Genomic DNA, 20,810 nt, shown 5'->3' with positions numbered 1-20,810 from the left:
TATGGAATTGCGACACCTGAAAGCCTTCGTCGTGGCGGCCGACTTGCAGCATTTCAGCAAGGCAGCCGAACAGCTGGGCATTGCACAACCAGCGCTCAGCCAATTGATGCGAACCCTGGAATCGGAATTGGGGCTGGCGCTGTTCAGACGCGAGAACCGGGGCGTCGCATTGACCGCGGCCGGTATGGCGTTTCTCCCGCATGCACGACAATCGATCGAGTCCAGCGAATTGGCGATTGCGGCAGCCCGTAGAGCCAGAAGGGGTGAGGTCGGCGAAATCAACATCGGTTATCACTCGGCTTTGTTCGAGGCCAATTTGCCGCAGTTGCTGCGGCATTACTTCAGCACTTTTCCCGAAGTCAAAGTGTCGCTGGTGGACGCGGGCATCCGCGCGCAGTTTGAAATGTTGCTCGACCACAAGCTGGATCTGGCGTTTGCCAGAGTGTTCAAGGATCACTTGCCAGACCGCTTGCGTACCCATCATTTCAGCCAGTCCAACCTCGTCCTGCTCATGCCGGACAACCATGAACTGGCAGAGACGTTTACCGGAGACCTGGCGAGCCTGCGGCATGAAAAATTTGTCTTTTTGCAGGATACCGCCGGCATCGGCTTGACCTCACACACGCTGCAGGCATGCCGGCAAAATCAGCTGCATCCCGAGAACATCATGTATGTGCCGTCGCTGATGAGCATACCGGGCCTGGTTGCAGCGGGTATCGGCCTGAGCATCGTGCCGGAAACGATGACCCGACTGAGCATGCCAGGCGTGCGAATAATCCCGCTGGCTCAACCGGAGATGATCAGTGAGCTTTCGCTGATTTCGCGCATTGATGAGCGTTCCAGTGCAGTGCTTCACTTCATCGAGGAGGCTCATGGTTGGGGATGATGTCGTGGTAAACAACGCGGTAATAAGCGACACCAAGCGCTTCCTTGAATACTTGATACCGATTTGGAAAAGATTACAGTTGACGGCGGGCATGCCTGTTCGGGTCTTTGATCAGGTGCGCCTGAACCGCTCCCGACCGATCACGCTCATGCCCGATCCATCGCCTCAGCCACCCCCTGATCCTCACCCAGGAAGCCACCACTTTGATGCTGCCAGAGCCGCGCGTAGATGCCGTTTCTTCCCAGCAACTCAGCGTGGGTACCTTGTTCGATGATGCGTCCCTCATCCATGACAATGAGCCGATCCATGGCCGCAATCGTCGACAGCCGATGGGCGATGGCGATGACGGTCTTGCCCTGCATCATTTCATCGAGGCTTTCCTGGATGGCGACTTCGACTTCAGAATCCAGGGCACTGGTGGCCTCGTCAAGTAACAGGATCGGGGCGTTCTTGAGCATCACTCGAGCAATGGCTATGCGTTGGCGCTGGCCGCCCGAGAGCTTGATGCCGCGCTCACCCACCAGGGTGTCATAGCCGGTATGGCCTTGCCGATCGCTCAGTTGGCTGATGAAACCGTCGGCTTGGGCATTAGCCGCGGCGCTGCGGACCTGGGCGTCGGTCGCGTCCGGCCGGCCGTAGGCGATGTTGTCGCGAATGGAGCGGTGCAACAGGGAAGTATCCTGAGTGACCATGCCGATAGCGCCACGCAGACTGTCTTGTGTCACCTGAGAGATGTTTTGCCCGTCGATGCGAATCTCACCGCTGTCTACGTCATAGAACCGCAGCAGCAGATTGATCAGGGTCGACTTGCCTGCACCGGAACGGCCCACCAGGCCGATTTTTTCGCCTGCACGGATGTTCAGGCTCAAGCCGTCGAGCACCTGGCGTTCACCGTTGTAGTTGAAGCTCACATTGTCAAAGGTCACCGAGCCGCCAGAGGGCACCAGCACGCCAGCGTTCGGCGCATCCTGCACCTTGGGGCCACGGGTCAGGGTTGCCATGCCATCCTGCACGGTGCCGATGTTTTCGAACAGTGAAGCCATTTGCCACATGATCCAATGCGACATGCCATTGATACGCAACGCCATGGCAGTAATCGCCGCCACGGCCCCCGTACCGACTTCGCCTTGGTGCCACAGCCACAGGGCATAGCCGCCTGCTCCAATTATCAGCGCGACCACCAGTGCCTGATTGACGATCTCAAACTGGCTGACCAGACGCATCTGGCGAAAACCGGTGTGCTTGAAATCCTCCATCGCCGCGCGCGCGAAGTGCGCTTCACGATTGGAGTGCGAGAACAGTTTCACGGTGGTGATGTTGGTATAGGCGTCTGAAATACGCCCCGTCATCGACGATCGCGCATGGGCCTGTTCCTGCCCGACTTGCCCCAGGCGTGGCACAAAGTACAGCATGGCCAGCCCGAACAACGCGACCCAGGCAATAAAAGGCAGCATGAGTTTCAGGGCGAAGCCGCCGGCCAGTGCAATGATCGCAATGAAGTAAACGCCGATTCCGGGTGCGATTTCGATGAGGGTGAACAGGACTTCGCGCACGGCCAATGCAGTTTGCATCACCTTGGTCGTAACCCGGCCGGAGAACTCATCGGAAAAGAATGAAAGGCTTTGTCGCAGCATCAGCCGATGGAAGTCCCAGCGCAGCCGCAGCGGCAGATTAATCGCCAATATCTGGTGCTGTACCATGGTGCGAAGCGCCACCAGCCCAATGCTGGTGAGCAACACTATCCCGATACCCCACAGCACTCGGCTTTCCTGCCCGTTCGCATCGCCACCGGCCTGCCATGTCGAGAGCAGATCCACAACCTGCCCAAGAAAGGAAAACAACCAGGCTTCGTAGATCGAAACACTGGCACTCAGCAGCGCAAGCACAAGGATATAGCCACGGGCTCCTCGCGTGCAGGCCCACAGGAACCGCAGCAGGCCGACAGGCGGTGGTGGTGCTTCGTCAGGGGGGAATGGGTCGAGCCTTCGTTCAAACACGCGAAGCATTGTGGTCTCCGAAATGATCAAGGTGAGGGGATTCTGCCATTTAACGGGTGCTTTGAGGGTTGGGTTTGCGGGCAGACACAGCTTCAGCCACCGCTAGGCTAAAGGTGGCGGGGGATGAAGGGGCTCGCATCTAACGCGCTGGGTGGAACTCTTACAGATGTAAGGTGAGAAGGGTGTAAAGGAGTGTAAAGGGGGCGAGGGACTGTAAAGGGGGGCGGATTGTTTTTCTTGCAACAACCGTCAGCTTGATGGCAGCTCGGCTGCCATCAAGCTGAAAGTGGCCTGTTCACCCCTACCGTTTAGGAACAATCAGAGGTTGAAATTTCGCTGGCGAAAGAGCCCGTGGCGCCGGTATCGACCTGAGCCGATGGGCTTACAGACATCCGTGCGCCAGCAGACAAGCTGCCTTTGATCCTGGGAATGTGGCACAGGGATGATTCCGCTCCCATGCTCATACGCACGTTTGCCACATCCGCAGTGAAGGGCAGCGGTTTTTTGTTAAACGTGCCGCCCATCACCAGGTCAAGGACCAGCTCACCCGTCTTGCCCTCGATCTGGATGTCAGTGCCCATGCTGCCTGCCACCGTCAGTCTGGACTGATCGACGGCACATGCAGGTACCACGATTTTTACCCCTGCTTTTCCTGTCAGCCCCGTCAGTGGCTCGCTGGTATACAGCGTGATATCCAGCGTAGGGGAGGCGAAGCGAACATTTTCCGCTGCGTCATTCACGAGCAATAACGCCTGATTGGTTGTCGTCACCTGAAGCGCGTTCAGCGTATCGGCAGGGCCCGAGACCACCATTGATGGCGTTGCAGCGCATTTGATCGACAGGTTGATGCCCTGTTGGACTTCAACGCTGCTAAAGGCGGTCAGCGGAAAAGTTTTTTCTGCGGCCAGTGCAGCGTAACTGGTCGTGCTCGCCAGCAGCGCAAGCATCAGCTTCATCGTGTCCATGTTGTTCATACAACCTCCTTGTTTCACAGAAGTGCCGACGGGGAAACCCAAACCCCAGAAACGACAAAGCCCTGAAAGATCAGGGCTTTGTCGTATAAAGATGGCGGAGGTGATGGGATTCGAACTCATGGACCTGTTACAGTCGACGGTTTTCAAGTCCGATATACAAATGCCCTTAATTCGAGGCCTGCAGCTTATTTTCGTTGTAATACGATCATTTTTTGGCTCCTCTGAAGGCCGCGTTCTAGAAGGGGCGATATCAGCGTTTTGTAACGCGTTTTTCCGTTATTTTGACGGCTTCGCGATGGCGCTGACGCGACAGTAAAAACGTCCAGTTATGCCACCCACGGTATTCCCGAAGAGCAGACTCGCTTCTGCCCTGAAAAGGTCGCTCATGAAGGGTCACCTTCGATCTATAGCTGCTGGTGACACCTGCAGAAGAGGGCCAGATGCTGACTGTTGGAATCGGCTTTTTGCTCAAACTCCACATGAATGGTCAATGCGTTACTATTGTCTCTTTGAAATCAGCCAAGGAGGCATCCATGAGCGTGCGTGGTCAAGACCGGCAGATCGACAATATTGAATTAATGTCGCAGACATTGCCCGCAGCAAAGCTTTCTACGGCGCCGCGTTCGGCTGGACATTCGTCGACTACGGCCCTGCCTATACGGAGTTTAGCGATGGCCGCCTTACCGGTGGCTTCACTATGGGAGATCCGGTTGGGTCTGGTGGCCCTTTGATCATTTTTTACTCGGATGATATCGATGAGGCGCAGCAGCGCCTCAAAGCTTTGGGCCTGTTATCACCCGTGAAGTATTCTCGTTCCCTGGTGGAAGCAGGTTTCATTGATCTAGACGGCTAAGAACTGGCCGTTTGGAAGCTGCCGAGCGTTTCGTTCAGTCTTACCTAATGATTCCGTGGCGTTCAATTCTGCCGGCATATAGTCTACGTCAGTGAAGATTCATCAAGTGCGGCCGTTGACACCCTCCGCTCCGTGAGGAGCGTGAGCTTGTCCGATTCCGAAAGATATGGAATGGGGATGGGCAAGGCAGACGCGGTAGCTTCGCACCAGTGATTAAAGACAGCACTCCCAGCAATTCTGGTACATGCGCCTTCCAGACCACGGCCATCTCCATATGCGCAGCGATGACTGGATTGACTCTAGAATATGAACACCGCGAAGAGGGATGGTCATAACCGCCACTAGCACGCCGCCAGCTAACAACCGAATCCGATTCCCTTCCCCGCTCAAGCTCCGACTGTTATGCCGTCACCTATTAGAATCGTTAAAGAGACTTATTATAGTGACCAAAATTCTAATCCACACTCATTGGCGCAGTTTACATTCGAAAGGATGCGTCAATTCTAGCGCCGGTTAAATCAATTTAATACTTCTAAGTACCTTATAGTTTTTAGCTATTTAAAAAAAATTTTAGTTTCAAAATAATTGATTGCTCTTCAGCGCAGTGAACTACCGTAAAGTTGCGCGGTTGGATGATTCTCAAGATGTCAAATTCGGATATGCCGAGAATCAAACAATGCAAGGTGTCCGTTGGGCAAATAAAAATCTAAATTTTTAGGGTGGTTTCATCGATAAAAGTAACAGGGATTAATCTGCGCGAATAAAAGGCAGCAGGAGTGCGCAAACAGATTTTTTGAAGTTAACGAAATCGCATCCATTCATTTATTGGAGATAGCCATGAGTGATTCGCAGACGAAACAAACTCTTAGGGAAATTCTAGCAGTAAATGGTGATCTTAGACGGAAGGTGCAAAGCGCCGCAGTCCTTGCTGCGTATAACGTCATTAAAGAAGCTGGGTATTCGATCACCGCGCAAGATATAGAAGAATCTAAAGCAGATCAAACTGCAATAGCAATCGCTCTCAATGGAGGAGCAAAAGGAGATGATCTTCCAGAGGTTATTATCGCAACTAGCATCGGCGTGGCGATCGCCTCTGGAGGTTTTTAATTAATAGTGGCTGGGTGAGGTTGAACCTCACCCAAATATAAAATTTGGAGAAGCGAATTTTCATGATTAGTAATGGTTTTGCTTCGGATTTAAGGCAAATGATTATCCGCAGAAAGCAGGATTTCTTTTATGTAAATGGTGACAAAATACAATGTATAGTGAGAAACCTAAAGTTCGTATACAGCTCAGTTGTTGCAACCGAAAATCTTATATCATCTGCGATAGAACGGCTAAAGGAAGTTGAGTCTAGCACTTATCGCGATAGTGTGTTGTCATATTTTATTGAGCACTTGGAGGAAGAGCGTGATCACGCAAGATGGCTCTCAGATGACTTGACCGCACACGGAGTAGAACTTTCTAGTTGTGATGAAGACGCTATGTTTATGATAGGTGCTCAATACTACATGATACACCATAAAAATCCTTATTGTCTTTTAGGTTATATGGCTGTAGTCGAAGGTACGCCGACGCCAATATCAGAAATAGAAAAGCTTGAGCTTATATATGGGAAAAAGCTATTCAGATTTTCAAGATTTCACTCAATAAAGGATGAGGAGCATAAGGATGCCTTGTTTGAGTATATTGATAGCGCGCCGGTGCAGGTTGTAGAGAGTATTGCCTGGAGCGCCAATATTACGCTTGACTGTATATCAAAAGCTGCCAAGCATTGGCTTTGAAATGGGGCGTGAATAGGAAGGTGTGAGGCGGCGAATTAGTAACCGCATTACTAACCGGTCTTAGAAGTTTTAAAGTAATTCAAAGATTTATTGTTCGGGGTTAGGTCTACGCTTATGGCAAAAAAATAATTCATCAATAGGGTGTGGGAGAGAAATAATGATCTATAAAAAAATGAGCCTTCTGCTGTTGACATTATTGATCTGCAATTCTGGAGAAGTGTTTTCCGAAAACCAAAAACAAGTTACAATCAATGAGAATATTAAAATCCTACAAAAGCTCCAAGAGTTGGTGCCCCCCCAAAACAGATCTGTTGATGAGCTAAACGCATCTCACGGCCCGCTTCAATATAGGCTGACATCGATAGAGGGAATCGCATTTGAATCATTGAACTCACCTCTGATATTGAGGCTAAATAGTCAGGATGGGCTCGACAGGATACTTGGTGGGATTCCGGTTGGTCCAAACGAATTTCCCTGGCAAGTTGCTCTACTTAACTCTAAGACCGGAGCGTTATTTTGTGGTGGTAGTCATATCGGTAATGGTTGGATTGTTACCGCCGCACACTGCATAAGTGACAGGTATAGATCTCCGCTTTTAAAAGATGATATATTGGTCATGATAGGAACCAATAGTCTGACAGGTGGTGGTAGCCGAATTAAACTGCTTTCCGACCCACTAACACATCCTAAGTGGAATCCTACAAGCGAAAACGGCGATAAGCATCAAAATGATATAGCTCTCTTGCATATCGACGTTCAGGACACCCTACCATCCATTGCTCTACCTCTAGACGCTGTTGAAGCTTCCCTTGTTACAGAAAACTCAAATCTTACAGTATCCGGCTGGGGACATACGACAGAGCAAGGAGCGATATCTACGACTCTATTGAAAGTAGGAGTTCCAATAGTTGCTAATGATAGCTGTACGAAGTCGTACGATAACTCGATAACTCCATTTCAGGTGTGCGCAGGGAAAACTGGCCTCGACTCGTGCCAGGGTGATAGTGGAGGGCCGCTACATGGGGCTAGTACTGAGGGGCGCGTGTTGGTTGGTGTGGTTAGTTATGGATATGGCTGCGGACGTGAGGGGTTTCCAGGCGTATACACTCGCGTAGTAAAATATAAAAGCTGGATACAAGAATCAGTAGGGTCATAATAAAATTATATATAGCCGAAAGTTTTCTACCTGTTGCGATCCGTTCTGTCTTGTCACTTGAAATTGCGGAGACCTAGAAGCGTACTAGCTTCTAGTCTCCGTTTTGCTCGATGTAAGTGGTGTTGCGAAGCGGCCGCTTGAGGGGGGCGAGTCAGGTCGATAGCTTCCTCCACGGTCAATCCAAGACGAACCAGAAAGATTAATGCGAAAAAAGCTCGCAAGCGGAAAGTTAATGAGAGGAGTGCCCTGTTTGCGCCTTATGGATCGTAGTGAGCATGGTAGTCGCGGGTTCTTACTGTGCCTCGGACAATTGAATATATTGATGCCTCTCCACCAAGCGCGCTTGCAAAGCGGTCAATCAATTAGTGCAGCCTTTTAGTGATGGTTTTTTCGTTGTCGAAGTTGAGCTTATGCTGTAGCCACTGGTGATCTCCTTCGGGGCAACCTTCAAGGATTGCGGCAATTTTGGCTATGTATTCGTCCTTCGGCCATCTTCTTGATTTTGGACGTCCGACAGTGGAACGCTACGAGCGCTTGCGCCAGCGGCCCTGACGACGCGAAGCGGCGACAGGGACCTCGGGTGGAACTCCTTGCTAGAAATCTTTTTTTACCTGATTGGAATGTTCATTCATAAGATTCCTGTGAACAGCTTTAGCCAACTTAAGCAAAGGCTCGATAAGATGGTCTTCGTGGATTGTCTCATACCCCTTGATCATCATGGAGAAGTTGTGCCTGATTTCATTTTTATGCTGCTCTATAACTGGGCGTTGCCGTGTCATATCTGTATGCGCGACAAGTTGATTTCTAAGCGCAAGAATCTCATCATGGAAAATTTTCAGTTCAGACGGTACGTAGTTTGTGCTAATTCGCAGCCCTTTCGTTCCATCTCTGAATTTATTATTGAGAAATGGTTTAGCATACGAAATCACCGCATTTCTGAATAGCGCGCCTTTTAGGTACTTGTCTTCTTCACGAAGCAGATATCCAACTGATCTTTCGGTTCTCTCCATGTCTATGAGTGCGAGGTGCACAAGCGCCAATTGGTCGTCGTGTTTTGAGCTCATGATTTTTACTATTAAACGGCGTGCCATGTTGCGACGGCACGTCGTACAACGCTCCTGATCGCTCTGTTAATCCTTGTCAAAGTTTAGACGTGGTTGCGCAAAACGCGACATCGCCCGGAGATACACGGCAAGGGTGACGGCAAGCCCTGCTACCTTCTAGATTCGAAAGTAGCATCGGTGATGCAGCCCATTTACCGTCACGCATTCCACCGTCCGCTCCTGGCCGAACGCAGTCATTGCAGCGTCGAACTAAAGCTGGCTGGCGGGGCCCCCTTTGTTTGCACGTATTGCGTGCGGTCAGCATAGGTCGGAAAAGTTTTTCCGGTTAGGGGTAAAACTATTCCGGTACCGGATGACGGTGATGCGTCTATCTCGGCGATTTCACCCCTTCACCTCACTCAAATAGGTATCCCTAGGCCTTAGCGATAGCGGGAGGCGCCTGTGATCTATAACGTGAACCTTGACCAACACGTCTTGCGGTGAGAAGTTACCGAACTGTTCGACGTAACACCCGATCCTGGGCTACGTCCAGGGATTGGGAAGAAGCTTGGGTGCAACCCCATTACTCAATTTTCCACTATGCTACTTTGAGAAAATAAGGCAGATGCGAGAAACCGTGCCACCTCAGCGCTCATTGTTTAGGGAAGAACTCTATGATCTGGAACTTGAATACTGCAAATACTACAAGCGTGATGACGCTAAGGCAGATCAGGTTCGTAGCAGCATCAGTTCATTGCTACTGCAGAACTGCCCGGATTGGAATAAATGGTCCCAAAGAGAATTGCGATCAATTTTTGCGATATATAACTCAATAAGATTGTCAAGTCGGACGTTGAGCGACTTAATAAATGTGGATGTGAACGACCTGAGTGATATTACCGCTTCTTCCTTTGGGGAAGCTATTAGCTATGTAAATGCTATTACCAAGATTGAGCTTTTCAAAATACAGGAGGTAAAACTAGAGCATCATGAGTGCGCATACATTGAAGCGGAGTGTGTAGCGTGCAACATGGACAATCACCACGTTTATTATTCACTCGACAGCAATCAAGTTAGCTCCGTGGACATGCTCTGCCACGAGATTGGGCACGCAGTTGACTTCATTAATGCTCGGCAAGACTCCGCTGATGATAATGTCCTGTTTCGACATCAAAGTCTAGCTGAAGCTGTAGCGTATTATTGTCAGTTTCGTTATCTGCAAGATTGTGGAAGTATCGAAAAGAGAAGAGGTGCCCTTGGGGCTTTTATCTATACGTACTTAACCTATCTTATTTGCTGCTATTGCTTTGAGCAGCGCATTTCACTTGATATATTAGATCCTGTCAAAGTAGTTGAGAATGAATTATTTAGTCCTTTTATTGCTGCTTACGCTGCAAAGCACGGGCTAGAGTATGCAAAAGGCTTTCTTGCCGGAAAGATCCAGGAAACCCAGGTGAGATACCAAGATCTGGGGAACGTGATTTTACAGGAGCTAAATGCAAGGCTCGGTATTCCACTGGGTCTGGCATTAGTTGAAATAGAGGATCTTGACCTGTCACGCGTATCGACCATGAATATGCTGAGCGCTGAACTCATGCAGGTAGTTCAGGATATTGATCAGCGTCTTATTGATAAGCTTTCCGACATGGACACGCTCGTCGCCAGGTTCATTTCTCAAATGAGATAAGCGAGAGAATTTTTTAATCCGGAGCAATGCAGTCCCAACGCCGCATCGCGTAGGGCTGCGTTGGTACGTAGTGAGGAAAGTAGATGTGCAAGGAGGAATTGACTACGACTCTGCACGCCCACCAGACGCTTTGAGCGCCGCAAGAGATTGTGCGGCGTCTTTTAATTTTTTCTGTCTCTCTGCCTGCTCGAGAAGATCGTCAAGGATAAGCTCAATTGCAAGCCTGACCGCAGGAAATGACGCAAGACACTCTTCCTCAGTCAATGTATGAACGCCGACGCTCAAAATACTGTACAGACCACGGTTCTGAACCAAAAAGTCTGGCAGGTGCTCTTTAAGAAGTTCGATTCTCTGATCCATACGAGCCTTGATATAAGCGTCCTCATCCCAAGTAGGCTCGGTCGACATCGTAATGTGTGCTTGCTCAATTAACGACTCAAAAATTCGTCGAAGATAAACGAAGGCACCAACACCCACTCCATGCGTTACTAATCCAATAGCACGCGTAAGCTCCTTAAATCTTTCGTTTCCAAGCACTTGTCGATATTTCCGAAGATCTGGCATAGCTAGATCTGCAAGGGACGGCAACTGACCTATCTTTTGTATAGTGCCCCGATGAGCTCTAAAAATGAACAGGGCTTGATGTGCTGACTTTCTTGAGCAGCGAAATTGTAAGCTGAAGACATAGTTAATGTAGTTGCTTTGCTTGTTGTAAGTGTTTTTTTGCGCTGTGAAAACACTGTGCTGTCCACATTCGGGACAATAAAAGTCCAATGTGGAATCGATATGTTCTAAATGAAAAAACGGATTGTCTTCATTGTCTTCATATTGGAATGGCTCATAAAGTGGCACAGTAAGGCAAAATTCATTGGCCGTAGGGAGCTTTAGGTGTTTCGTTGCTTTTGTTTCGGTGTTCATGGGTCGGTTCTCTGGGTAGTCAGTAACTAAACGATTTTAATCGCCAACTATCGATGAATATATATGAAGAACCATCAGGGCCGTTGCTTCACATAGACGATTCCAATCAACCTTGTCGGGATCAAATGACTGATGAAACGCCCTATAGTGAACTAAGGAGTTGCGTAGTTGATACATCTGCTTCGTTGTATAATTGACTAAGTCGGCATTTGCAGGCAAGGTGGCGCCCAATGCAGAAAGCATTGTTCTCAAGTCTTCCGATACTGCTTGTTGCAACAGCAATCCCAAGCTTGGTTCCTCGCGCGGACGCCAAGCAAGTGTCTCCTCTAACACTTGAGCGACATGATTCCATTCCAGATTCATGCCAAGTTTTCCCATAAGCTCAGATGTGTGGGAATAGGCGTAAAGCGCTTCCAGGCATCTGTACAATGCTAAAAAGACAGCGCTGGGATCCGTATCAAACAGAGAGCGGCACAGAATTCTATATGGGATAGCGACTGGGCTTAGGTCAGCAATCAGTTTTAGATTCGCCCTTAATCGCCTGTCCATCCAAACGCCAGCACGAATGCGATCTGCTAAACAGATTAAAAAAAATACCCGAGGCGTTTCGTCCTCGCTAATATCCACGCCTGAAAAGACCCTAAGTGTCGGGTACAATTGCGAGATTTCAAGAACCTCATGCCCCATATATCCATCTGTATTTATGCCTGTTCCAATAGCATTTCTAACTTCAAGCGGTGTAGCCTTGGGCATTGGGTGAAGTTCTGACAATACCGCAGTCATCATTCCGCCGCCCACTCCTTCGTCAAGCAGGCCTGCTATTTCATCTAGCAGTTCAAGGCCCACAGTGCAGAACAATGAAACACCATCAACATCAAAGCGGGCAAGCTTCAATGACGTGCTCAAAGATATCGTGGATGTCAAGTCCGCTTTTACTAAGCGTCGTTGATCTGTTCCTTTTGCACTTACGATCCACCGTCCTTCTCCGGCATTCGGAAGTGGCTCTCCATTTGCGGAACAGTACTCATCTAAGCCTGCAAATATTATCTTGTTTGCTTCAATTTTATTCCTAGAGGCCATTAGCTTGCACGCCAGCATGGTTCCATGTTTGGTATTTCAAAGCCATCCTCTATGAGGACCTTAAATGCCTCTACGAATACGCTCCGCTCATACCGGCCGACCTGTCCTACTTTTTTATCTAAAATCTCGCTCAATACATCTAAGCGAAGAAAGTTACCAACCTCAACTGGATCCAAATTGTTCAACTTGTTCACCATGGTAGTGGCATGGCTAACAACGGTTTCCATCCGAGTACTTCTATCTTCTACATCTCTATCGAGTCCTGGTCGTCCCAAAACATATTGAGCTGTGGCGACCATAAAGCCAATTCGAGCAGGCTGGCTTCCGAATACCTCTTTACCACGTGAAAATCGTCCGCTATTCCCGTTGCCGTAGCGATCAAAGGCCTTGTCAAGTTCAACAAGCATCGATAGAGCGCTGTAAAAATGATCTTGAAACCCTGTATCAGCGAGATTGTCTACGAAGTCTAGACGTGAAAATTCTTCTGATAATGTTTCCTTTGTGTCAACATTTGTTTTTCTTAGGGAAAACGCCAAATATAATTCAACTAATGCATCTGAGCTAAATTGGGCGCTAGCCACACGTCTGCCAGGTTTGTCGGGTGAAAAAATTCGATCGATACCAGAAACTTTGTTCTTTATTTCTTCCAGCAACGGCGCATATACGACTGATAACTGGCGCGCGAGCGTCCAAGGGACTTGCCCTGTATTTAGCACCAACATTCTGTAGACTAGTGATCTAACCGATCTCGCAACCCAAAACTCCACTCGCATCTCTCGAGATGTAATGCTAACATCAATTTCGCATGCCTCAATCAATGCCGCCGTTCGTTGCATTCCATCAATTATTGTAAGCTCATGGCGCGAAACAGCTTCAAGAAATGATGTGATATCTGATAAATTCCCAGAATAGATATCGTTTACTACGGATTCATCTACAATAACGCCGATCACGACTGGCGGCAAAACTGCACCGGCGCGAATGTCAGCAATCATTCGATCTCGTATCCGCTTTGCTGTTGTGGTTTTAAGAACTTCTCGCTATCCTGTAATGCCGCCACGCTGCGCGTGCGCCCCTCGGACCAAACTAAGGTATTCTCCAGTTGTCATCTTTCCGAGAGCTGAGTAACAATCTGTGCGGCGATCATGTATCAAATCCACTAAAAAGCTCCTTGTTTGAGTGAGACGACAAAGTACTGCCAGCTACACCGACGATTCTGATAGTTGCCTACAATATAGATTCCTACACGAACTGCATAGGCATTGACACGACCCAGAGATGCTTTTGATTGGGCCGCTTGCTGAGAAATACAGTCTACCTTTCCAAGTGGGCGATGGTGAAATTTAGCGCACCTCAATCGGATGAGCCGAAAGCGGACTAACGAAAGGCTTTATATTGGCAATCGCCAGGCTTCCCTGAACCGTCGAACACACCGAGCTTACCTACCCTTCTCTTGGTCGTCGCGTGAACTGCCGCATCGAAAATTTCTGTTCATTCGTGAGCGACTGCTACAACCGTCAGCGATAAGCTAAGCGAGGAGTATGAGGGTTTCACTCTGGCGTCATGAGTACGGCGAGCGTTATCTTGATGAACTCTTCGTTCCGGTCAATTGTTTTTAAGGCGCCGCGAACGTTGTAAGCGACGTCTGACCCACGCATCTCCACCCAGTTAGAAAGCTCTAGGATGGCAGCTTCAAGGGGGAGCTGATTTTCGTTGATCTTGAATAGCAGGGAAGGGAGCAGGTCTGAGTTTGGCATCGTGAATCCTCCTTGAAGAGGTAGCATCTGAAATGTTGTACCACCCGATGCGAAAACGTAGCGGTCGACAGGGCGCCGATGAGGGGAAAACCGGAAAGTTTTGTAACGCTACCCGAAAAATTTTGTAACGCTTCGAGGATGGATTTTCGTCAAACCCCAGAAACGACAAAGCCCTGAATAATCAGGGCTTTGTCGTATAAAGATGGCGGAGGCGATGGGATTCGAACTCATGGACCTGTTACAGTCGACGGTTTTCAAGACCGTTGCCTTAAACCACTCGGCCACACCTCCGTTTGTGTTGCGGGCGCCATAATACCTGAATGAAACACACTGTCAAACTCTCTGCATAGCTTGTTACAGGGGGTCTGCTATGATCTTTGCGACTGAACGTTTCAAACCAACAGGAGTGTCGCCATGCGCGAACAGGATTACGCAGTTAATAACAGCGTGCAGGCTGAGCAGCTAGAGGTTAGCCGCGTCCTGCGCAACACATATGGCTTGCTGGCTCTCACCCTCGCATTCAGCGGCGTGATGGCGTATGTCGCCCAGCAGATGCGTGTCGGCTACCCGAACATTTTCGTGGTGCTGATCGGTTTCTACGGCCTTTTCTTCCTGACCAACAAGCTTCGTGATTCCGCCTGGGGCCTGGTGTCGGCATTTGCCCTGACCGGTTTCATGGGTTTCCTGCTCGGCCCGATCCTCAACCGTTACCTGGGCATGCAGGGCGGCGCTGAAGTGGTCAGCTCGGCCTTTGCCATGACAGCACTGGTGTTTGGCGGCCTGTCGGCCTATGTGCTGATCTCCCGCAAGGACATGAGTTTCCTCAGTGGCTTCATTACTGCGGGTTTCTTCGTGTTGCTGGGTGCGGTGGTTGCCAGCTTCTTCTTCCAGATCAGCGGCCTGCAACTGGCGATCAGCGCGGGCTTCGTGCTGTTCTCCTCGGTCTGCATTCTGTTCCAGACCAGCGCCATCATCCACGGCGGCGAGCGCAACTACATCATGGCCACCATCAGCCTGTATGTATCGATCTACAACCTGTTCATCAGCTTGTTGCAGCTGTTTGGCATCATGAGCCGCGATGATTGATCGCAAGCCATGATTGAAAAACCCGCTTCGGCGGGTTTTTTTTATCCTCGGTAAACGTACCGGCGGCTATGCCATTGGCGGCAAGCGCCGCTTGACCGGGGTTTTCTTGACAATGGCAGTGTTGGTTTCGGCGTGGGTGTTGAGGCGGTCCAGCAGGGTGTCCAGTTGTTCCATCGAACGCACATGCAGGCGGGCGATGAAGCAGTCGTCACCGGTGACCTTGTCACATTCGGTGAACTCGGGAATGGCCATGATCTGCCGTTCCACTTCCTGCAATTGGCCGGGCAGCGGGCGAACGCGCACGATGGCCTGCAGTTGATAGCCGAAGCATTTCGGGTCGATTTCCACGGTGTAGCCCTTGAGCACGCCGCGTTCTTCGAGACGACGCAGGCGCTCGGCGACGCTGGGCGAGGACAGGCCGCTGATTTGCGCCAGGGCCTTGAGCGAACGTCGCGAGTCTTCCATCAAGGCCGTGATCAGCACCTGGTCGATGTCATCGGTCATGGCGAAAACCTCTATTAGGCAGTTTTGCAAAATCGCCTTCGCATTAAAGGCAAATTCCGAGTTTAGCCTGCTTTTTGCGCTGGAGCAGCATCCCGGTGGATTGGCATACTTTGCCCATCAATCACGGGAGTCTGATGATGGACAACTCAATACGCCGCGGCTCGTTCGAAATGACCGCCGCCATGCTGATCTCCGGAACCATCGGTTGGTTCGTGCTGGTGTCCGGGCAACCGGTGCTGGATGTGGTGTTCTGGCGCTGCCTGTTCGGGGCCGGCACCTTGCTGTTGATTTGCGCGGCATTCGGCTTTTTGCGTCCGGGCATCCTGACCCGCACCACCTTCCTGCTGGCGGTGCTCAGCGGTGTCGCGATCGTCGGTAACTGGGTGTTGTTGTTCGCGTCCTATTCCCGGGCCTCGATTGCCATCGGTACGGCGGTCTATAACGTCCAGCCGTTCATGCTGGTGGGGCTGGCGGCGGTGTTTCTCAACGAGAAAATCACCCTGCAGAAACTGGCCTGGCTGGCTGTTTCGTTTCTCGGGATGTTGGCGATCGTCAGCGCACATGGCGGGGAGGGCGAAAGCGGTAACGAGTATCTGATAGGTATCGTTCTGGCCTTGGGTGCAGCGTTCCTCTACGCGATTGCCGCGTTGATCATCAAGCGCCTGACCGGTACACCGCCGCACCTGATTGCGTTGGTTCAGGTCAGCACTGGTGTGTTGCTGCTCGCGCCATTTGCGCACTTTTCGGCCCTTCCGCAGGGGCCAAGCGCCTGGGGTAGTCTGGTCACCCTGGGCATCGTGCACACCGGCGTGATGTACGTGCTGTTGTATGGAGCGATCCAGAAACTGCCGACGGCGCTGACCGGCGCGCTGTCGTTCATCTACCCGATTGCGGCGATTTTCGTCGACTGGTTTGCCTTCGGCCATCGCCTGGAACCACTGCAATGGATCGGGGTTGCCGCGATTCTGCTGGCCGCTGCCGGTATGCAGCAGGGCTGGAGCTTGAAGTTCCGGCGGACCGTTACCCCGTAAAGCGATTCAGATGTTCCAGCACGGCGCGGTCTTGGCCAGTCGCTGGCGCATCTGGCCGATGTTGACCAGCAGTTGCTCGGTCAACAGGCGGTAACCGTCCAGGGCGTTATAGACCGGGGCATCAAGACTGACGATCGGTAACGCCGCGGGACGGTCCAGCCGGTGGGTGACGCCGGACTTCAGCGCCCGGGCCATGCCGATCAGTTGCACGCGAATCAGCCGATGCTCTGCCTTCAAGGCCGATTGCAGGTGAACCATGCTCTGCGGGTCGCTGGCATCCGGCCGGGTATTGCCCAGTATCTCAAGGGTGCTGACACACAGACGCAGGTGACGTTGGATGGCATCGAATTCGTTCATGGAAATCTTCACCTCCTTGGACACCGATGGCATCAGTGAGCGTAGTTGCACCATCACGGTGTTCAGGCGACCCATCAACTTGAGGTGTTCGTCGGCAGTCACCGATTGGCCATCGATGATGCGCCCGTAAATCGCCGCGCAATCACGCAGGGCGTCAGCCAGGTTGTAACGCCAGGAATAGACCGCATACAGCGGCAGGGCGAAGGAAAACGCCAGGGCTAGCGCGATGCCGATCAGGATATCTACCCCGCGCCACAGCCCGTCAGAGACTGGGTTGTCGCCATGCCCGGCGACGATGAATACGGTAATGCCGGCCAGCAGCGCGGTGTATCCGCCTTTGCCGATGGCGTGGTACGAGAAGAATCCGCACACCACCGCCATGGCGAAATAGGTCAGCCACGGCATGCCGAGCCAGGACTGTTGCACCACCAGGACCAGGCCGATAGCCGCCCCGACCAGGGTGCCGATGGCCCGTTCGGCGGCTTTCTTGCCGATGTTGCCGTGGTGCTGCAAGCCGCCAATCACCACCAGCATCGTCACCGAGGCCCACTCACCGTGGGGCAGGTGGATGCCGGTGGTCAGCAGGATCGTCGCCAGTAACCCGAGCGACACGCGCACCGCATGGATCATCCGCGCATGGCGATAGCGCCGGTACGGGTCCAGCAGCGGACGCAGAAACCGGCGCAGTAGCGGTGGCAGGCGAAGAGCCGTGGATGCGCTCAGGTCGGCTCTCCTCAGAAGATGTAATCAGTGGTCAGGAAGCTCGAGCTGCGACCGCTGATGATCTCGCTGATGAGATCCTTGTTGGTCTCCTGGAATTTGGTCGCCACCAGCGTGCGGATCGAAAACACCCGCAGGGCGTCATGCACCGACAAGGTGCCCTCGGCGGAGTTTTTCCGGCCGTTGAACGGGTAGGTGTCCGGGCCGCGCTGGCATTGGGCGTTGAGGTTGATGCGCCCGACCTGGTTGGCGAAGGTGTCGACCAGTCGACCGACCGCCACCGGGTTGGTGCCGAAGATGCTCAGCTGCTGGCCGAAGTCCGATTCAAGGACGTAGTCGATCACCGTGTCCAGGTGACGATAGGGCACGATCGGCACCACCGGGCCGAATTGCTCTTCCTGGTAGACCCGCATCTGCGGCGTCACCGGGTACAGCACGGCGGGGTAGAAGAACGACGCGCGGGCCTCGCCGCCATTGGGATTTACCACCTTGGCGCCCTTGCTCTCGGCGTCGGCCACCAGCGCGTGCAGGTAATCGACCTTGCCCGATTCCGGCAGCGGCGTCAGCGCCACGCCACTGTCCCACGGCATGCCGGGTTTGAGTGAGGCGAGTTTAGCGTTGAATTTCTCGATGAAGGCCTCGACCACGTCTTCGTGGACGAACAGGATCTTCAACGCGGTGCAACGCTGGCCGTTGAATGACAGGGCGCCGGTGAGCGCTTCGTTGACCGCGTTGTCCAGGTCCACCTCCGGCAGGACGATACCGGGGTTCTTCGCATCGAGTCCCAGCGCCGCACGCAGGCGATGCGGCCTTGGATGCAGTTTCTTCAGGTCGCTGGCGGCCTTGTTGGTGCCGATGAACGCAAAGATATCGATGTTGCCGCTGGCCATCAGCGCACTGACCGTCTCGCGCCCGCTGCCGTAAATCACGTTGATCACCCCGGCCGGGAAGCTGTCGCGGAATGCCTCCAGCAACGGGCGAATCAACAGCACGCCAAGCTTGGCCGGCTTGAACACCACGGTATTGCCCATGATCAGCGCCGGAATCAGCGTGGTGAAGGTTTCGTTGAGCGGATAGTTATAGGGACCCATGCACAGCGCCACGCCCAGCGGTACGCGGCGGATCTGGCCGAGGGTGTCCTGTTCCAGTTCGAAGCGGCTGGAGCGACGGTCGAGTTCCTTGAGGGCGTTGATAGTGTCGACGATGTAATCGCAGGTGCGGTCGAATTCCTTCTCCGAGTCCTTGAGGTTCTTGCCGATTTCCCACATCAGCAGCTTGACCACCGCTTCGCGCTGTTCACGCATGTGCCCCAGGAAGGTTTCGACGTGCTGGATGCGCTCGGCCACGCGCATGGTCGGCCACAGACCCTGGCCGCGATCATAGGCGCGCACGGCGGCGTCGAGGGCGGTCAAGGCGGTGGCGGCATCCAGCAGCGGCGTGCTGCCGAGGATGACTTGTTCATCGCCGCCAGGGCCGCTCAGGTACACCGGGCTGCGGACCTGGGCAAGGGGACCTGGCCAGGTTTTCAAGACGCCGTCGACCAGGTACTCACGTTGTTCGGTCTGGCCGTCGAGACGGTATTTTTCCGGGATGCCGGCGGCGTCTGGAAACAGGTTGCCAAGAATCTGTGCGGTCATAATGTCGCTACCCCGTGTGTAATGTCAGCCGTGCGCTTATGGCTAGCCGTTGAAGAATCCGATTCAAGGGTTATACGCCTTGTTGATGCGGTTTTTTAACTGCAATCGAGCGCTGATGGGCAGAGTAGAGGGGTGAAGGTGTGGCTATTGTGCTTCAAGCGTAGACCGCAATCGGCGTTGGGTGAAACGCGATCTTTTGACCTGGGCGCACACAATGGCCGGTGCCGAGGTTAAACTTCGCGCTCTTTCATAAGGAGTTCACATGAGTCACTACCAGCCGGGCATTCTCGCCACCCCTGTTCCGCCTCTCGCCCGTCATATGTTCTTCGCCCTGGAATCGGCCGCGGCACTGCCGGCCGCGCTGGACAAGCTGATGCAACTGGTGGATGGCAAATCGGCGGTGGTCGGTTTCGGTGAATCCCTGGTCAAGGCCCTCGACGGGCATATCGAAGGCCTGCGGGCTTTTCCGGCGCTGACCGGTGTCGGTGTCGACAACCCGTCGACGCAACAGGCGCTCTGGTGCTGGTTGCATGGGGTCGACCGTGGCGAACTGCTTAACCGCAGTAACGCCTTCGAGGCAGCATTGGCGCCAGCCCTGCGCCTGGTGCAAGTGACCGAGGGTTTCCGTCACCGTGACGGTCATGACCTGACCGGCTACGAAGACGGCACCGAAAATCCCCGTGACGAAGCCGCTGCGGCCGCCGCGCTGGTGGGTCAGGGCGCCGAGGGCATGGTGGGCGGCAGCTTCGCCGCGCTCCAGCAGTGGCAGCATGACCTCAAGGGCTTTCGTGCGATGCCGTCCCATGAGACGGATGACATCATGGGTCGTCGCCTGAGCGACAACGAAGAACTCGACGACGCGCCGATCTCTGCCCACGTCAAACGCACCGCCCAGGAGAGCTTTGCCCCCGAAGCGTTCGTGGTTCGCCGCTCGATGCCGTGGATCGAAGGCGACCGCGCCGGGCTGATGTTCCTGGCCTTCGGCTTTTCCCTCGATGCCTTCGAAGTCCAGCTACGGCGCATGAGCGGTCTGGAAGATGGCATCACCGACGGTCTGTACCGTATCAGCCGGCCGATCACCGGGGGCTACTACTGGTGTCCGCCGTTGAAAGATAGTCGACTGGACTTGTGCGCATTGCTCACCTGATCCCGCATGCACGTGCTGTAGGAGCCAGGCTTGCCGGCGAACCAGACGCCGCGGTGTATCTGTTGCACCACGTCATCGTTCTTCGCGGGCAAGCCTCGCTCCTACAGGCGAACGGGGCGCTGCGGTTTACCTGTTGCACCGCGTAATCGTTCTTCGCCGGCAAGCCTGGCTCCTACAGGTGAACCAGGCGCTG

Annotated in this window: 18 protein-coding genes, 1 tRNA gene and 1 pseudogene; 9 read left to right on the top strand and 11 right to left on the bottom strand. The window is 52.8% G+C overall.

Annotated features, from left to right (window positions below; translation table 11 throughout):
- Position 1: 1 nt before the first annotated feature.
- Positions 2-886 carry a LysR family transcriptional regulator gene (locus ACA054_RS18155; protein WP_497685480.1) on the top strand — a complete coding sequence of 295 codons (885 nt, stop codon included), beginning with the start codon at positions 2-4 and terminating at the stop codon, positions 884-886.
- 146 nt (positions 887-1,032) lie between these two features.
- Here the strand turns inward: ACA054_RS18155 and ACA054_RS18150 are convergent, their stop codons facing one another.
- The gene (locus tag ACA054_RS18150) at positions 1,033-2,892 is read right to left on the bottom strand and encodes an ABC transporter ATP-binding protein (protein WP_497685479.1); all 1,860 of its coding nucleotides are present in this window, start codon (positions 2,890-2,892) and stop codon (positions 1,033-1,035) included.
- A gap of 299 nt (positions 2,893-3,191) precedes the next feature.
- Positions 3,192-3,857: a GIN domain-containing protein gene (locus ACA054_RS18145; RefSeq protein WP_497685478.1), complete on the bottom strand. Its 666-nt coding sequence runs from the start codon at positions 3,855-3,857 to the stop codon at positions 3,192-3,194.
- Between the two features lie 533 nt (positions 3,858-4,390).
- Between ACA054_RS18145 and ACA054_RS18140 the strand changes: the two are divergent.
- From ACA054_RS18140 to ACA054_RS18125, 4 genes and pseudogenes are all read left to right on the top strand, one after another.
- Positions 4,391-4,697, top strand: a pseudogene (locus tag ACA054_RS18140) (VOC family protein).
- 850 nt (positions 4,698-5,547) lie between these two features.
- Positions 5,548-5,817: a hypothetical protein gene (locus ACA054_RS18135; RefSeq protein ID WP_497685477.1), complete on the top strand. Its 270-nt coding sequence runs from the start codon at positions 5,548-5,550 to the stop codon at positions 5,815-5,817.
- 62 nt (positions 5,818-5,879) lie between these two features.
- Positions 5,880-6,494: an iron-containing redox enzyme family protein gene (locus tag ACA054_RS18130; RefSeq protein ID WP_497685476.1), complete on the top strand. Its 615-nt coding sequence runs from the start codon at positions 5,880-5,882 to the stop codon at positions 6,492-6,494.
- Between the two features lie 157 nt (positions 6,495-6,651).
- Positions 6,652-7,650: a serine protease gene (locus tag ACA054_RS18125; protein ID WP_497685475.1), complete on the top strand. Its 999-nt coding sequence runs from the start codon at positions 6,652-6,654 to the stop codon at positions 7,648-7,650.
- Between the two features lie 593 nt (positions 7,651-8,243).
- Here ACA054_RS18125 and ACA054_RS18120 read toward each other — a convergent pair.
- Entirely contained in the window at positions 8,244-8,741 is a 498-nt protein-coding gene (locus ACA054_RS18120; protein WP_497685474.1) for a hypothetical protein, read from the bottom strand.
- A gap of 520 nt (positions 8,742-9,261) precedes the next feature.
- Here ACA054_RS18120 and ACA054_RS18115 point away from each other — a divergent pair.
- Positions 9,262-10,380 (top strand): hypothetical protein, encoded by a 1,119-nt coding sequence (locus ACA054_RS18115; protein ID WP_497685473.1) that lies wholly within the window; start codon positions 9,262-9,264, stop codon positions 10,378-10,380.
- A gap of 102 nt (positions 10,381-10,482) precedes the next feature.
- Here the strand turns inward: ACA054_RS18115 and ACA054_RS18110 are convergent, their stop codons facing one another.
- From ACA054_RS18110 to ACA054_RS18090, 5 genes are all read right to left on the bottom strand, one after another.
- Positions 10,483-11,298, bottom strand: a complete 816-nt coding sequence (locus ACA054_RS18110) for a short-chain dehydrogenase (RefSeq protein ID WP_497685472.1) — start codon at positions 11,296-11,298, stop codon at positions 10,483-10,485.
- Positions 11,299-11,334: 36 nt separating this feature from the next.
- Entirely contained in the window at positions 11,335-12,378 is a 1,044-nt protein-coding gene (locus tag ACA054_RS18105) for a hypothetical protein (protein WP_497685471.1), read from the bottom strand.
- Positions 12,378-13,373, bottom strand: a complete 996-nt coding sequence (locus ACA054_RS18100; RefSeq protein ID WP_497685470.1) for a hypothetical protein — start codon at positions 13,371-13,373, stop codon at positions 12,378-12,380. The genes ACA054_RS18105 and ACA054_RS18100 overlap by 1 nt, the downstream gene beginning before the upstream one ends.
- A 555-nt stretch (positions 13,374-13,928) precedes the next feature.
- Positions 13,929-14,135, bottom strand: coding sequence for a hypothetical protein (locus ACA054_RS18095; RefSeq protein WP_497685469.1), 207 nt, complete (start codon positions 14,133-14,135; stop codon positions 13,929-13,931).
- Positions 14,136-14,338: 203 nt separating this feature from the next.
- A tRNA-Ser gene (locus ACA054_RS18090) sits at positions 14,339-14,426 on the bottom strand.
- Positions 14,427-14,549: 123 nt separating this feature from the next.
- Between ACA054_RS18090 and ACA054_RS18085 the strand changes: the two genes are divergently transcribed.
- Complete coding sequence (locus ACA054_RS18085; RefSeq protein ID WP_008060078.1) at positions 14,550-15,221, top strand: Bax inhibitor-1/YccA family protein; 672 nt, start codon at positions 14,550-14,552, stop codon at positions 15,219-15,221.
- 66 nt (positions 15,222-15,287) lie between these two features.
- On the opposite strand, the gene ACA054_RS18080 is transcribed toward ACA054_RS18085, so the two are convergent.
- Positions 15,288-15,725, bottom strand: coding sequence for an Lrp/AsnC family transcriptional regulator (locus tag ACA054_RS18080; protein WP_272602465.1), 438 nt, complete (start codon positions 15,723-15,725; stop codon positions 15,288-15,290).
- A gap of 137 nt (positions 15,726-15,862) precedes the next feature.
- On the opposite strand from ACA054_RS18080, the gene ACA054_RS18075 reads away from it, so the two are divergent.
- Complete coding sequence (locus ACA054_RS18075; RefSeq protein ID WP_497685468.1) at positions 15,863-16,756, top strand: DMT family transporter; 894 nt, start codon at positions 15,863-15,865, stop codon at positions 16,754-16,756.
- Positions 16,757-16,762: 6 nt separating this feature from the next.
- Here ACA054_RS18075 and ACA054_RS18070 read toward each other — a convergent pair whose 3' ends face one another.
- Positions 16,763-17,743, bottom strand: coding sequence for an FUSC family protein (locus ACA054_RS18070; RefSeq protein WP_497685467.1), 981 nt, complete (start codon positions 17,741-17,743; stop codon positions 16,763-16,765).
- A 104-nt stretch (positions 17,744-17,847) separates the two neighbouring features.
- Positions 17,848-19,470: an NADP-dependent glyceraldehyde-3-phosphate dehydrogenase gene (locus tag ACA054_RS18065; protein ID WP_497685466.1), complete on the bottom strand. Its 1,623-nt coding sequence runs from the start codon at positions 19,468-19,470 to the stop codon at positions 17,848-17,850.
- 262 nt (positions 19,471-19,732) lie between these two features.
- Here ACA054_RS18065 and ACA054_RS18060 point away from each other — a divergent pair, with 262 nt between their 5' ends.
- On the top strand, positions 19,733-20,617 hold the full coding sequence (locus tag ACA054_RS18060) for a Dyp-type peroxidase (protein WP_497685465.1): 885 nt from the start codon (positions 19,733-19,735) through the stop codon (positions 20,615-20,617).
- The last annotated feature ends 193 nt before the right edge of the window (positions 20,618-20,810 follow it).

The organism is Pseudomonas sp. LBUM1653 (genome assembly GCF_059716115.1).
Note: the sequence above shows the minus strand (reverse complement) of the source record. Positions and strands in the feature narration are given on the sequence as shown.

Bases quoted from the DNA above. Each gene is read 5' to 3' on its own strand.
- ACA054_RS18155 (WP_497685480.1), top strand. From the start codon at position 2: ATGGAATTGCGACACCTGAAAGCCTTCGTCGTGGCGGCCGACTTGCAG.
- ACA054_RS18150 (WP_497685479.1), bottom strand. From the start codon at position 2,892: ATGCTTCGCGTGTTTGAACGAAGGCTCGACCCATTCCCCCCTGACGAA.
- ACA054_RS18145 (WP_497685478.1), bottom strand. From the start codon at position 3,857: ATGAACAACATGGACACGATGAAGCTGATGCTTGCGCTGCTGGCGAGC.
- ACA054_RS18135 (WP_497685477.1), top strand. From the start codon at position 5,548: ATGAGTGATTCGCAGACGAAACAAACTCTTAGGGAAATTCTAGCAGTA.
- ACA054_RS18130 (WP_497685476.1), top strand. From the start codon at position 5,880: ATGATTAGTAATGGTTTTGCTTCGGATTTAAGGCAAATGATTATCCGC.
- ACA054_RS18125 (WP_497685475.1), top strand. From the start codon at position 6,652: ATGATCTATAAAAAAATGAGCCTTCTGCTGTTGACATTATTGATCTGC.
- ACA054_RS18120 (WP_497685474.1), bottom strand. From the start codon at position 8,741: ATGGCACGCCGTTTAATAGTAAAAATCATGAGCTCAAAACACGACGAC.
- ACA054_RS18110 (WP_497685472.1), bottom strand. From the start codon at position 11,298: ATGAACACCGAAACAAAAGCAACGAAACACCTAAAGCTCCCTACGGCC.
- ACA054_RS18105 (WP_497685471.1), bottom strand. From the start codon at position 12,378: ATGGCCTCTAGGAATAAAATTGAAGCAAACAAGATAATATTTGCAGGC.
- ACA054_RS18100 (WP_497685470.1), bottom strand. From the start codon at position 13,373: ATGATTGCTGACATTCGCGCCGGTGCAGTTTTGCCGCCAGTCGTGATC.
- ACA054_RS18095 (WP_497685469.1), bottom strand. From the start codon at position 14,135: ATGCCAAACTCAGACCTGCTCCCTTCCCTGCTATTCAAGATCAACGAA.
- ACA054_RS18085 (WP_008060078.1), top strand. From the start codon at position 14,550: ATGCGCGAACAGGATTACGCAGTTAATAACAGCGTGCAGGCTGAGCAG.
- ACA054_RS18080 (WP_272602465.1), bottom strand. From the start codon at position 15,725: ATGACCGATGACATCGACCAGGTGCTGATCACGGCCTTGATGGAAGAC.
- ACA054_RS18075 (WP_497685468.1), top strand. From the start codon at position 15,863: ATGGACAACTCAATACGCCGCGGCTCGTTCGAAATGACCGCCGCCATG.
- ACA054_RS18070 (WP_497685467.1), bottom strand. From the start codon at position 17,743: ATGATCCATGCGGTGCGCGTGTCGCTCGGGTTACTGGCGACGATCCTG.
- ACA054_RS18065 (WP_497685466.1), bottom strand. From the start codon at position 19,470: ATGACCGCACAGATTCTTGGCAACCTGTTTCCAGACGCCGCCGGCATC.
- ACA054_RS18060 (WP_497685465.1), top strand. From the start codon at position 19,733: ATGAGTCACTACCAGCCGGGCATTCTCGCCACCCCTGTTCCGCCTCTC.